Genomic DNA, 12,242 nt, shown 5'->3' on the forward strand with positions numbered 1-12,242 from the left:
ATGCCGCCACCGGCGGCGGGGCCGGCGGCGGGCGGCCCGGGCGTTCCTGTGCCCGCCACCGCCAGCCGAAACGACCAGGACCCCGACACCACGTGGCCATCGGCCGACGTCACGCGGTAATTCACCGTGTAGGTGCCGAGCGGCCCGAGCGGTCGCAGGCCGATGCCGACGACCGCACCCTGCACGCTGGGTTCCCCGGTGGACCACTCGTTGCCGTCGGGCCCGACGACCGTCATCGCCGCGAACGTGGTCTGCAACCGTTCGTTGAATGTCGCGGTCACCCGGCCAGGAGCGGTCGCGAGAACCGCATTGTCCGGGGGGTCGGCGGACACGCGCGCGGCGTGCGCCGACGCCGGTTGTGCGTTAAGGGTTGCGGTCGACATCAACGCGGCCAGCAGCAGGCCCACCCATGCGGCGGCCGCCGGGCGCCTCATGCCCGTCGGCGGATCAGGGCCAGACCGACACCAAGGGCGGCCACCGCCAGCGCCGCCCCGCCCAGGAGGCGCGCGGTGTTGTCCGCCGATTTCGGCTGCGAGGATGCGGCAGGCGGATGGTGGTCATGTGGCGCCCCGGCCGCCGCGGCAAGCGTTAGCGCGGGTGCCGGATGTTCCGGTTCGCCGCCGCCGGGCAGCGGCGGCTGGTCCCACTTCACGACCGCCCCGTCGGAATAGGTCTGGCTGGCCGGGAAGCTGACCGTGTCGGCGTCGGGGAGCTGCACCGAGATACGGAACAGCGCGAATTGGTCCGCTGCGATCCCGGCATTGGGCGCGGCCGTCCAGGTCACCGAGCGGACGGTGCCGGACGCCGCGTCGCGGTCGAGCTTGGCCGTCCACCCCGGCATGGTTTCGGTACTCGCCGAGGCCACGCCGGGGAGGCTGACGGTCAGCGCGGTGGTCGCTGCGCCCGTGTTGGATTCGTTGGGAACCTGGAATGTGACGATTGCCATGGCGCCGCGCACGGGGTTGTCGCTGCTGGCGTGTACGTGCGCCCATGCCGCCGGGATGCCCACCGCCGAACCGAGGTAGAGCGCGGCGGCAGCGGCGACCGGAATCAGGATGCGCGAAACCCGCCTGTGGTGACCTGACATGTCAGATCGCTGCTTTCCGTGGTCAGGTCAATCCGAGGCGCGCCATCAGGTCCGCCTCGATACCGTCGAGCTGCGACGAGATCGCGGCGTGGGCGGCCCGTCGTCGCGCGGCCGGCATGTTCTCCGCGGCGGTGACGGCCGCCGAAAGGTCGCTGAGCCGTTCGGCGATGGCGCCAACGAACTGCTTGGTCTCGGCGTCCTTGGGCTTCTTTTCCTGCACCGCCCGCAATGATTTCTCCGCCCCGGCAATCCGGGCCGACAGCTGGGCGCCCTGCCCGGAGAACTGGCCGATCTGCGCCAACGGAACACCGAGCTGATCCGCGCGCCGCTGGTCGATGAACGCCCGCGCGGCCACGGCGGCGCGGTAGATCAGCGGCGTCAGGATGGGGGCGAGCAGCCGAGAGACGGTCAACACCCGGCGGATCCGGGCCGGCGACAGCAACTTGCCCTCCCGCGCGGTCTTGAGCTCGGCCTCGGCGACCTTCAACGCCGTCCGGTCGCTGTCTCGTTGCGATTTGATCTGTGCGTTGAGGGCCTTTTCGGCGGCTCGCCGGTTGGCCTTGAGCCGGCGAGCATCGTTCTTGGCGGCCAGCTTGGCCTCGAGCTTGGCGCGGGCCTTGATCGCGCGGGCTTCGGCGCGACGCGTCGCGCGACTCTTTCGCTTGCGGAACAGGCCCATTCCCGGCCGCCTCCCGGTAATCTCGCTGGCTCTCGTTGTCTATCGCTCGCGTGTGCGCGATCCGAGAGCCAACCCTAATCGGAATACGCCGACGGCAGCCGTTCAGGTCGGGATGTACAGCGGGGTATCGAGCCCAATCGTCCTCTAGGCGTCTAAACGTTCCGCGCGGCGCAGCTCTGTGACCCGCTCCACGACGTCCTGCTGCGCCTGCGGAGACAACCCGACGGAGGCCAGCGCGATGCGGCGCACGCCGTCATCGCGCATCGTGGCCAGCCAGGATAACTCCTTGTCGAGCTTCTCGTAGTACTCATCGTCGGTGAAGTAGGCCGGCTTGATCCGGAAAAAATTCGCCAGGGCGGCCATGGTTACCGACGACGGGTTGGTGCGGTTGCCCGAACGTAGCTGGGACAGGTAGGGAGCCGACATCGTGATGCCCTCCGCCTTGAGCGCCGCGATCACCTCCGCCGAGGTGTGCGGCCCCCGCCCCGGTGGATACACCGTGTCGAACAAGCGGTTCAGGCGGGCGGCGAACGTCGTGCTCATCGATATGACCTCCACTTGGCTGTAGAAGTGAACTATTGCATAGGTGTATTTGCTGAACAGGGTAGCGGCGGTTTAGGTCCGCATCCAGGTGCAAACCCCCGTTGGTTGGGTACCGGCGTTGCTGACGGTTGCCGAATACCCACTCAACGAGCGTCTAACTAATTCGCTGAGGTGTCCACTAGATACGCGAAACTCACAGGTTATCCGCAGAGTTCAGGGTCGCGTCCGACGTGGCGGGCCGCCGGCCTCACGGGTGGCCGCACGATCCGACCGAGGATGCTGGGCAATCGCGCCGCAACCAGCAGGCAACGCGCGCCTGACGGTGACATCCTTTGCTGTCAGGTCGGTGACACGCCCATAAAACGGGCCGGGGGTGCACCTAATTCCCCCCGAAAGATACCCCTGGGGCGACTCGGGGGTCGCGGCAGCGTGTGCAAAAGGGCGCCGACGGCACTCTAGCCGATGTCCGCTGACCTCCCGGCGGGTGCGGCTTCTTTCCGGCGCCGTCGCAGAGTTTGCGCCGCGGCCACCGTTGCGGCGGCCAGCGCCACCGCGATGGTCACGGTGATAGCTACCGAGCGCAGCCCCAACGCGGTGTCGAACAGCATCCATAGGCCGAACATCAGGAACAGCAGGCTGGCCAAGGCGTGCAGCAGCTTGTGGGGAAGGCGGCGATGCAGCATTGTGCCTACCCCGATCGCCAGTCCGTCGGCGAGAACCATGCCCAGGGTGGAGCCGATCCACACGCCGGTCCAGTCGTGATCGCTGGCCAACGTGACGGTCGCGAGCGACGTCTTGTCGCTCATCTCGGCGAGCATGAAAGAAGACACCACGGTCAGCAACGCGACGCGGGATTCCCCGTCCGTCGAGTCCGTCTCGTCGCCGGCGCCTCCCTCGCGCCAGGCCCACACGGCGAAGATGAGGAATGCGATCGCCGACGCGAACGCCATCGGGCGTGCCGGGAGAGTGGTTCCGAGGAAGTGGCCGATCCCCACCGTGACCCCGTGCACCAGGCAGGCGGCGATCGCCACGCCCGTCAGCACCACCCACCATCGGTAGCGCAGCGCAAAGGTCATGGTGATCAGCTGGGACCTGTCGCCGAGTTCGGCAAGGAAAACCACCCCGAGAGTCAGCAACGTGGCGGCGAGCATGCGAGGCGACCTTTCGACACGTCGTCGGTGACATCTGGGACCATCCGGTCCCCCGCACATCGGTCGAAGGTCTCGCCCACCGGACCCGTGGGACCGGTTCGCCGGCCGGGCTATGCGCCAGTATGTCGACTCGACGATTCGGGGCTACTCCCCTTCGCTAACGAATTTCAGGCTAGCGGGCGGGGTGGCCGAGCGCCAGGACGGCGGCCAAGTTCGGACAGCCGTATTCTGTGATTCGAATTCCCTTACGCTGCAAGCAGCATCGCCAGGATCGCCGTGTCTGGATGGCTGATCGGGTCGACCCCGACGCGGCTCACCATGGACGTGATGGTCCCGTCGGCCTCCGCTTCCACCCACGCCGCGCGGTGCTCCAATCCCAGGTACGGCAATCCCGGCAGCAGCACGCACCCGGACGCGGCTCCGGTGCATTCCGGCAGCGAGGGCGTGGTTTCCGAGGGCGGGTGCAGCATCAGCAACGCCGGGGGCTGGTGGTCGGCGAAATATCCTGGCTGGATGGCTGATTCACCGAAGACCGTGCCCTCGGCCAACACCAGGCCCACGGTGCCCGGTTGGGGTTCGTCGGGCAACTCCTCACGGGCGCCGAACACCGTTGTGGTGGAAAGCAATCCGGGCAGCGACGCGACCCGTACCGCGACCATCAGCAGTTGCGCCCACTCCTTCGTCGAATCGGGCCAACGCCCAGAGATGACAAACCCTTTCAGGGCACCACGGGAATGGAAGGGGGCAACCCCTATCGGCCGATCTGACCCGGTTTCCATCTCGACCTCCGCGCGACGCCTCGTTTCGAATAACCACGCTGGTAGCTCGAATAATTAAGCATGCCTGCGGCTTAGGCGCCTTGCAACCCGACACGGTTAATGGGCGTTCATGTTTTCTAGGTGCCCGAACTCGGGCCGGGTAAACGACGGGGGCGCCGCGCAATCCGCGCGACGCCCCTGCCGTTCGAGGTGAAGTCAGCCGGCTATCAGCCCCTTGGTCTTCGAGGTCGCGGCTGAGTAGCGGTCCTGCACGTCCGCCCAGTTCACGACGTTCCAGAACGCCTTGGCGAAGTCAACCTTGACGTTCTTGTACTGAAGGTAGAACGCGTGTTCCCACATGTCGAGCAGCAGCAGCGGCACGATGCCCAGCGGGAAGTTCGACTGGTGGTCGTACACCTGGAAGATCAGCAGCTTGTTGCCCAGTGTGTCCCAACCGAGCGCTGCCCAGCCCGACCCCTGCACGGTGGTGGCAGCGGCGTGGAACTGCGCCCGGAAGTTCTCGAACGACCCGAAAGCGTCGTCGATGGCCGCGGCGAGCTCGCCGGTCGGCTTGTCCCCGCCGCTGGGGGAGAGGTTCTTCCACCAGATGGTGTGGTTGACATGGCCACCGAGGTTGAACGCCAAGTTCTTCTCGTTCAGCAGGATCGCGGCGTGATCTCCCTTGGCCCGCGCTTCCTCGAGCTTTTCCAGGGCGTCGTTGGCGCCTTTGACATAGGTGGCGTGGTGCTTATCGTGATGAAGTTCGTTGATCTGACCGGAGATGTGCGGTTCCAGCGCTCCGTAATCCCAGTCCAAGTCTGGCAAGTTGTATACAGCCACTGCAATCCTTTCTTCGATTATCGTCTTGGCGCTCGTGCGCGGGGCTGCCACGCGGCGGCCAGCCGTAATCAACCCTGCTCCATGACTGCGCGCGCCGCAAGGACGGCTGCTAGGGATAGATACCCCGTCGGGGTTGATTCAAGACAACACGATGAGGGCGAGAACCGCGAGCAACGCGAGCGCGATCAGGGCGGCGCGCAAGGCGGCGATGCTATAGCTGTGGTTACAGGCAGGCGAGCCGGAATACGAGTTCGACGGGGCCGGCGAACCCGGACCGAACGAATGCGTGGCCATCAAGCGCCTTTCACCTGCACGTCCACCTCGCATAAGTGAGGTGAGTCACAATGATTTTTCGTGACGGTGATCATAACCCCTCGCGGCGGCGTTGGAAAATGCACTGCGTACGGGCGTCCCGGACGGTGAGTCCGAGATGCGCCTCGGGTGCACCGACCGCACCTGGGCACCGCCCAGCCCCGGGGCTCATTTTGCGGGTGCTTAGCGGGGCAATCCATTTAGCTCTGGTAACGGATGGGGCTGTTTATGGCACAGCCGTACCACCCGGGGGTTATCCACAGATGCGGCCCGCGGTAGCCGGTAAAGGCCGTGTTGATGCTGTGCATACCCGGTGCTCGATTGTGGATAAACCTGTGGAAATTGTGGATAGCCATATGCAACCGTTGGTGTTGCCGTGGCCGCTTTCGCGGCCCGCATCGTCGCCGGGGTGGTGCCGGATTACCCCGCTCCTCAGCCGGCCGCTTTCGCGGCCCGCATCGTCGCCGGGGCGGTGCCGGATTACCCCGCTCCTCAGCCGGCCGCTTTCACGGCCCGCATCGTCGCCCGGGCTACGCTGGTCCGGTGATCCAGGTGTGCTCCCAGTGCGGCACGCGGTGGAACGTGCGCGACCGTCGACGCGAGTGGTGCCCCCGTTGCCGCGGGGCGCTGATGGCACCCCTGCCGGACACGCCGGCGGACGACGCGCGATGGAGCGCGGGGGGCGGCCCCCCGCCGGCCAGACCGCCCGCGGCCCCCGGGTGGCAGCGCGCCCCTTCGCGGCTGCCGCCCGGCTTCCGGTGGATCGCGGTGCGTCCTGGCGCCGCACCGCCTCTGCGACGAGGCCGTCGGCTCCTGGGACCCACACCGCGCTACGCCGTGATACCGCGCTGGGGTTTGGCGGACCGCGTCGACCAGGCTCCCATGGCAGCCGAAAAGCCTTCGCAGACAGGGCCATCCGCGCCGCTCGTGCGCACCACACTGTTCTTGAGCGTGCTGGTCCTGTGCGCGGCCGCCCTGGTGTATGTGGCGCGGTATGCGCTGTTGGTGTTCAACCGGAACACCTTGCTGAATTCGATCGTGGCCGTCGCCGCGGACGGGGTCGGGGTGCTGGCCAGCGTCGGTGCGATCGCGGCGGTGATCGTCTCTGGCGTGATGCTGATCCGGTGGCTGATCACGCGCAGGGCCGCCGTGTTCGCGCACCATGGCCTGCCGGAGCCGCGTTCCGTCCGGGCGCTGTGGGCCGGCTGTGTGGTGCCGCTGGCGAATCTGCTGTGGGCCCCCGTGTACGTCATCGAGCTGGCAACCGTCGAAGAGCACTATGCCCGGCTGCGACGACCGATCGTCGAGTGGTGGAGCGCGTGGGTTCTGAGCTACGTGGTTTCGATCTTCGCCATCGTCACCAGCTTCGCGACTGACGCCCAGGGCATCGCCAACAACACCGTGCTGATGGTTGTCGCCTATCTGTGCGCGGCGCTCGCCGTGGCGGCGATTGCCCGGGTCTTCGAGGGCTTCGCGCGCAAACCGGTGGAACGTCCCGCGCACCGCTGGGTCGTCGTCGAACCGGGTGGCTCCGACCGTCCCGCCGGGCGCCCGTCGAGCGGTCCGGTTGAGTTGGAGGGGCAGGAACCGGCAGCATAGGGGTATGACGTGGGCCGACGATGTGCTCGCTGGGCATCCCTTTGTCGTTGCCCACCGAGGAGCTTCGGCCGCGCGGCCCGAACACACGCTGGTCGCCTACGATCTCGCGCTTAAACAGGGCGCCGACGGCGTGGAATGCGATGTGCGGCTGACCCGCGACGGCCACCTGGTGTGCGTGCATGACCGCCGGCTGGACCGGACCTCGACTGGAGCCGGTTTGGTCAGCACGATGACGCTCGCTCAACTGCGCGAGCTCGAATACGGTGCCTGGCATGACAGCTGGCGCGCGGACGGCACGCACGGCGATACCAGCCTGCTGACGCTGGACGCCCTCGTTTCGCTCGTTCTGGACTGGCACCGTCCGGTCAAGCTCTTCATCGAGACCAAGCACCCGGTCCGGTACGGCTCCCTAGTGGAAAGCAAGCTCCTCGCGCTGCTGCATCGCTACGGGATAGCCGCGCCCGCCTCCGCCGACCGGTCCCGCGCGGTGGTCATGTCGTTTTCAGCGGCCGCGGTCTGGCGGATCCGGCGAGCCGCGCCGTTGCTCCCGACGGTGCTGCTCGGCAAAACCGCTCGCTATTTGGCCAGCAGCGCGGCCACCGCCGTCGGCGCCACCGCCGTCGGGCCGTCGTTGGCGACGTTGAAGGACTATCCGCAACTGGCGGACCGCGCCGTCGCCCAGGGCAGGGCGGTCTACTGCTGGAACGTCGACGAGTACGACGACATCGACTTTTGCCGGGATGTCGGGGTGGCCTGGCTGGCCACCCACCACCCGGGTCGCACCAAAGCCTGGCTGCAGAACGCGCGCGCCGCTGACGGCAGCGTTTAGTTCGGCCGGCCGACGGGCGCTATTGCTGTCCCTCGAGCGCGGCGGCGGGCACCGGCGCGTCGGAGGCCAGCGCCTCGAACAGCTTGCCGGCGGCATCGTGGTTCCACACCACCACCGCACCGGCGTCGCCGTTGGTGAATTCGCCGATCGGGACGGTCAGCGCGGTAGTCGACCCGTGCAGGGCCCAACCGAGGCGGGCCAAGTCCCACACGTGGTCGCCGCGGTCGACGGTCATGGCGCCGGCGGCCGCCCGCGGCACTGAGTACCAGCGGCGCGGATCGAGCCATACCGCCGGGCTGGCGGCGCGGTGCAGCAGCGCCGAGAGGAACTGGCGCTGGTTGGCCATCCGGTCCAGATCCGCGCGCGGGGTGTCTCGCGACCGGACGTATCCGAGCGCCTCACGGCCGCTGAGTTTCTGGCAGCCGGCCGGCAGGTCGATGCCGGCCAACGGATCGTTGATGGGCGCGGTCGGGCACACGGTGACGCCACCCAGCGTGTCGACCAGGCCGGCGAACCCGCCGAATCCGATCTCGGCGTAGTGGTCGAGGCGCAGCCCGGTGGCCCGCTCGACGGTCTGGGCCAGCAAGGGCGCCCCGCCGATCGCGAACGCGGCGTTGATCTTGTCCTTGCCGTGACCGGGGATCGGTACAAACGAGTCCCGCGGGATCGACACCATCGTCGTCGGTGTGCTCGACCGGAACTCGGGCATGTGCACCAGCAGGATGGTGTCCGTTCGGCTGCTGCCGATGTCGCCGCCGGTCGCCAGCTCTTGCTGCTGCTCGGCGGTGAGGTCTTGGCGGCTGTCCGAGCCGACGATCAGCCAGTTGGTGCCGCGGCCGGCTCCGGGCCGGTCGGGATAGTCGGTCAGCGCCTGCTCGCGCCGCAGCGTGGCGTCGAACCACATGGCGCCTCCGACAATGCCGGCGCCGGCGAGCAGGGCACCGATCAACACGGTGAGGGTCACCGCCCGGACCCAGCGGCGCCTGCCGCGCTTGCGGCGGGCCCTCGGGCCGACGGGTCGTGGCGGGGAAACGGATGGAGGTGCCGGAAGGACTGGTGGCGCCGGCCGGCGCAGTGGTGTTGTCGGCGGGTCGACGGCCGGCGGTGTCGGGCCGGTCGTCCGGCGAACCACCTGCGGCGGCTCGGGCCCGCGCGGCCCCCGCCGTTGGGGTGATCGGTCGCCGTTCACCCGGATAACGTACGTGCAGGGATTATCGGCGGGCTCGCAGCCCATTGATGAACGGGCAACCCATCAGCACCCGGATGGCCTGGCTGAGCCCCGTCATGTCATCGACCGGCTTGTGGAACGGCAGCCGGACGTCGTGGTCGCCGTCGTTGCCTTCGACGCGGAACCGCACCCCGTATCGGTCGAGCCCGAGCGGGCGGACCTGCCCCCGTCGCAAGGGCGCCGGCAGCTTCGACACCAGCCGCGCGACCACGTCGTTGTGCACGGTGTCGAGGTGCCACAGCAGCCTCGACTCCATCTCGCAGAACGGGTCGGGACGCGCGGCGAGCAGATCCGCCACACTGACGGGCTCGGCGCCGGTGGCATCGGTGACGACCACGGATGCGATCTCGAGCCGCAGCAACCTGTACCGAAGCTCTCCCACGCACAGCGCCGACCGCGGGGTCTCGACCTGCAGCAATGCCGGATTCGGGTACTCGGCGGCGATCCCGTCCAGCATGTCGGTCACCGCGTCGGGTGGGACCGGCTGCAGGCGCCCACGCACCCACACCAGCGAACGGACCGGTTCCCGCACCGGAAGCGGCGCGTAGTCCATCAGCTCCAGCAGCGCCTGCGAGCCGGAGAGCGGGCGATCCGCTTCGCCCACGCAGTCGACGGGGAGCACGACGGCGAAGGTTCCGTCGGGCAGCAGGTGATGCACCGGGGTGGCGATCGGGTCGCTGCGCGCTTCCCCCGTTTCGCCCCCTGTTTCTAAGGCGAGCAGAGCGCCGCCGGCGCGCGCACAGGCGCTGCGAACGCGTTCTGCGGTCGTCGGGGTGGGACAGCTCAGCGATGCCATCGGTCTCCTCGGATATTAGGTAAGCCTAAGTTAACTTACGACCCAGCACGTCGCAAGGCCCGTTCGACATGGAGCGCCGTTAGGGTTGGGGGCGTGGTTCGCATCGCATACCTCGGTCCCGAAGGGACCTTCACCGAGGCGGCGCTGCTGCAGATTACGGCCGCCGGTCTGGTTCCCGAGCAGGGGCCGGGCGCCGTTCGGATGATGCCGATCGAGAGCACCCCCGCGGCGCTCAATGCGGTTCGCGACGGCGATGCCGATTACGCGTGCGTGCCGATCGAGAACTCGATCGACGGCTCGGTGACACCCACGCTGGACAGCCTGGCCATCGACTCGCCGCTGCAGGTGTTCGCCGAGACCACGCTGGACGTGGCCTTCAGCATCGTCGTCAAAGCCGGCCTCAGCTCGGCAGACGTCCGCACGTTGGCGGCGTTCCCGGTAGCGGTGGCGCAGGTGCGCCAGTGGTTGGCCGCCCATCTGCCCGGGGTGGAGCTGCGGCCGGCGTACTCCAACGCCGACGCGGCGCGTCAGGTGTCCCAGGGCCAGGCCGACGCCGGGGTCACCTCGCCGCTGGCCGCCGAGCATTGGGGGCTGGCGGCGCTCGCCGACGGCGTCGTCGACGAGCCGAACGCCCGCACCCGCTTCGTCCTGATCGGGTTGCCCGGCCCGCCGCCGGCCCGCACCGGGGCGGACCGAACGTCGGTGGTGCTGCGCATCGACAACGTGCCCGGCGCGCTGTTGTCCGCGCTGGCCGAATTCGGCATCCGCGGCATCGACTTGACCCGCATCGAATCCCGGCCGACCAGAACCGAACTCGGAACCTACCTCTTCTTCGCCGATTGTGTCGGCCACATCGACGACGGCGCGGTCGCCGAGGCACTCAAGGCGCTGCACCGTCGTTGTGCCGACGTGAGATACCTAGGTTCTTGGCCGACGGGGTCGGAGGCCGGGGTGCTGCCCCCGCCGGCTGACGACGCGGCGCGCTGGCTGGCTCGACTGCGTGAAGGCAAGCCCGAGCAGACTTTCGGGGCCGGGGGGTCGGAGCCATGAGCGGTCGGTTGGTGCTGTTGCGGCACGGGCAGTCCTACGGCAACGTCGAGCGCAGGCTGGACACGCGGCCGCCCGGGGCGGAACTGACGCCGTTGGGCCGCGACCAGGCCCGGGCGTTCGCCCGCGGCTCGGGGCGGCCGGCGATGCTCGCGCACTCCGTGGCCACGCGGGCGTCGCAGACGGCCGAGGTGATCGGCGCGGAACTCGACATGGGCGCCCTGGAGTTCACCGGCATTCACGAGGTGCAGGTCGGGGAGCTGGAGAACCGCAGCGACGACGAGGCGGTCGCGGAATTCAACGCGATCTACGAGCGGTGGCATCGCGGTGATCTCGACGTGCCACTGCCCGGCGGGGAGAACGGCAACGATGTCTTGGACCGATACGTGCCGGTGCTAACCCAACTGCGGATGCGCTACCTCGACGACGACGAGTGGAACGGCGACATCGTCGTCGTCAGCCATGGCGCGGCGATTCGGCTGGCCTCCGCGGTCCTGGCCGGAGTGGACGGCAACTTCGCGCTGGACAACCATTTAGACAACGCCGATTCGGTGGTGCTGGCCCCGATCACCGACGGGCGGTGGAGTTGCGTGCGATGGGGAACCTTGACGCCGCCGTTCTTCTCGCAAGCCGACGCGAGCCCGGTCGCCGACGCGGTGAGCTCAGGCACCGATCCGATGGGCTAACGACTCATCCGTGCATCCGCAGCCGACGGCATCGCAGTCGATGACGAACGTGTGCACCAACAGCTCGGGGCTGTCGCAGTCCGGCTCGGTGCATTCCCACCGTCGCAACGAATGGCGAATGATGCTGCCGTGGCAGTGATCTAAGCCCGCCCGGCACTCGCGGCACTCAGCGCTCATAAGCCGTTCATAGCACCCGGGCCGGACAAAATGGTGTTGCCGCGCCATGAAAAGGCGGCCCAAAGGGTTTTGGCCGGGGCGTCAGGACCAGCCCAGTTCTTCCAGCCTGTGGTCGTCGATGCCGAAGTGATGGGCAATTTCGTGGATCACCGTGATCGCCACCTCCTCGACGACGTCGGCGTCGGATTCGCAGGCGTCGAGCAGCGCCTCGCGGTAGATCGTGATGGCGTCCGGCAGCGCGCCGGCGTAATCGGCGTCGCGCTCGGTCAGCGCCACTCCTTCGTACAGCCCGAGCAGTTCGGCGTCCTCCGGGTGGCGGTCTTCGACGAGGACGACGACGTTGTCCATCGCGGCGGCCAATTCGGGCGGGATCAGATCGAGCGCATCGGAGACCAGGTCGTCGAACCGCCGCGGATCCATCCGCACGGGCACCCGGCTAGCCTGCCGGGGCGGGTTCGGCCGGCGGGGGCGGTGGTGGCGGGGGCGGAGGCGGCGGGGGAGCCTCGGGCG

16 protein-coding genes and 1 pseudogene are annotated in these 12,242 nt (G+C 68.3%); 5 read left to right on the plus strand and 12 right to left on the minus strand.

Features of this window, described 5'->3' with window-relative positions; genetic code table 11:
* The 8 genes from JWP83_RS12340 to JWP83_RS12375 form a co-directional block, all read right to left on the minus strand.
* The coding region (locus JWP83_RS12340; RefSeq protein ID WP_297730223.1) for a copper resistance CopC family protein at positions 1–434 on the minus strand (434 nt) is incomplete at its 3' end.
* Positions 431–1,087, minus strand: coding sequence for a YcnI family protein (locus JWP83_RS12345; RefSeq protein ID WP_297730224.1), 657 nt, complete (start codon positions 1,085–1,087; stop codon positions 431–433). The genes JWP83_RS12345 and JWP83_RS12340, both read right to left, overlap by 4 nt.
* Before the next feature lie 22 nt (positions 1,088–1,109).
* Entirely contained in the window at positions 1,110–1,766 is a 657-nt protein-coding gene (locus tag JWP83_RS12350; RefSeq protein WP_297730225.1) for a DUF6474 family protein, read from the minus strand.
* Positions 1,767–1,910: 144 nt separating this feature from the next.
* Positions 1,911–2,309: a transcriptional regulator gene (locus JWP83_RS12355; protein ID WP_297730226.1), complete on the minus strand. Its 399-nt coding sequence runs from the start codon at positions 2,307–2,309 to the stop codon at positions 1,911–1,913.
* Between the two features lie 455 nt (positions 2,310–2,764).
* The gene (locus JWP83_RS12360; protein ID WP_297730227.1) at positions 2,765–3,460 is read right to left on the minus strand and encodes a TMEM165/GDT1 family protein; all 696 of its coding nucleotides are present in this window, start codon (positions 3,458–3,460) and stop codon (positions 2,765–2,767) included.
* A 245-nt stretch (positions 3,461–3,705) separates the two neighbouring features.
* Entirely contained in the window at positions 3,706–4,239 is a 534-nt protein-coding gene (locus JWP83_RS12365) for a peptidase (protein WP_297730228.1), read from the minus strand.
* A 195-nt stretch (positions 4,240–4,434) separates the two neighbouring features.
* Positions 4,435–5,058, minus strand: coding sequence for a superoxide dismutase (locus tag JWP83_RS12370; protein WP_297730229.1), 624 nt, complete (start codon positions 5,056–5,058; stop codon positions 4,435–4,437).
* A 138-nt stretch (positions 5,059–5,196) separates the two neighbouring features.
* Entirely contained in the window at positions 5,197–5,352 is a 156-nt protein-coding gene (locus JWP83_RS12375; protein ID WP_297730230.1) for a hypothetical protein, read from the minus strand.
* Positions 5,353–5,746: 394 nt separating this feature from the next.
* On the opposite strand from JWP83_RS12375, the gene JWP83_RS12380 reads away from it, so the two are divergent.
* From JWP83_RS12380 to JWP83_RS12390, 3 genes are read left to right on the plus strand one after another with little or no spacing between them, the layout of a single operon-like run.
* Positions 5,747–5,917, plus strand: coding sequence for a hypothetical protein (locus JWP83_RS12380; RefSeq protein WP_297730231.1), 171 nt, complete (start codon positions 5,747–5,749; stop codon positions 5,915–5,917).
* Positions 5,914–6,969 (plus strand): DUF4328 domain-containing protein, encoded by a 1,056-nt coding sequence (locus JWP83_RS12385; protein WP_297730232.1) that lies wholly within the window; start codon positions 5,914–5,916, stop codon positions 6,967–6,969. The genes JWP83_RS12380 and JWP83_RS12385 overlap by 4 nt, the downstream gene beginning before the upstream one ends.
* Before the next feature lie 4 nt (positions 6,970–6,973).
* Entirely contained in the window at positions 6,974–7,798 is an 825-nt protein-coding gene (locus JWP83_RS12390; RefSeq protein ID WP_297730233.1) for a glycerophosphodiester phosphodiesterase, read from the plus strand.
* Positions 7,799–7,817: 19 nt separating this feature from the next.
* On the opposite strand, the gene JWP83_RS12395 is transcribed toward JWP83_RS12390, so the two are convergent.
* Together JWP83_RS12395 and JWP83_RS12400 are read right to left on the minus strand one after the other, a co-directional pair.
* Positions 7,818–8,987 carry an LCP family protein gene (locus tag JWP83_RS12395; RefSeq protein WP_297730234.1) on the minus strand — a complete coding sequence of 390 codons (1,170 nt, stop codon included), beginning with the start codon at positions 8,985–8,987 and terminating at the stop codon, positions 7,818–7,820.
* 22 nt (positions 8,988–9,009) lie between these two features.
* The gene (locus JWP83_RS12400) at positions 9,010–9,822 is read right to left on the minus strand and encodes a DUF2470 domain-containing protein (protein WP_297730235.1); all 813 of its coding nucleotides are present in this window, start codon (positions 9,820–9,822) and stop codon (positions 9,010–9,012) included.
* A 93-nt stretch (positions 9,823–9,915) separates the two neighbouring features.
* Here JWP83_RS12400 and pheA point away from each other — a divergent pair, with 93 nt between their 5' ends.
* Positions 9,916–10,872: a prephenate dehydratase gene (gene pheA / locus JWP83_RS12405; protein WP_297730236.1), complete on the plus strand. Its 957-nt coding sequence runs from the start codon at positions 9,916–9,918 to the stop codon at positions 10,870–10,872.
* A complete protein-coding gene (locus tag JWP83_RS12410) occupies positions 10,869–11,555 on the plus strand; it encodes a histidine phosphatase family protein (protein ID WP_297730237.1) in 687 nt (228 codons plus the stop codon). Before pheA ends, JWP83_RS12410 begins: the two co-directional genes overlap by 4 nt.
* Here the strand turns inward: JWP83_RS12410 and JWP83_RS12415 are convergent.
* Both JWP83_RS12415 and JWP83_RS12420 read right to left on the minus strand, forming a co-directional pair.
* A complete protein-coding gene (locus JWP83_RS12415; RefSeq protein WP_297730238.1) occupies positions 11,532–11,732 on the minus strand; it encodes a hypothetical protein in 201 nt (66 codons plus the stop codon). The genes JWP83_RS12410 and JWP83_RS12415 overlap by 24 nt on opposite strands.
* Positions 11,729–12,164: pseudogene (locus JWP83_RS12420) on the minus strand (metallopeptidase family protein). The gene JWP83_RS12415 and the pseudogene JWP83_RS12420 overlap by 4 nt, the downstream one beginning before the upstream one ends.
* Positions 12,165–12,242: the final 78 nt, after the last annotated feature.

It is taken from the genome of Mycobacterium sp., assembly GCF_025965855.1.
In the GTDB taxonomy this organism is placed as follows: domain Bacteria; phylum Actinomycetota; class Actinomycetes; order Mycobacteriales; family Mycobacteriaceae; genus Mycobacterium.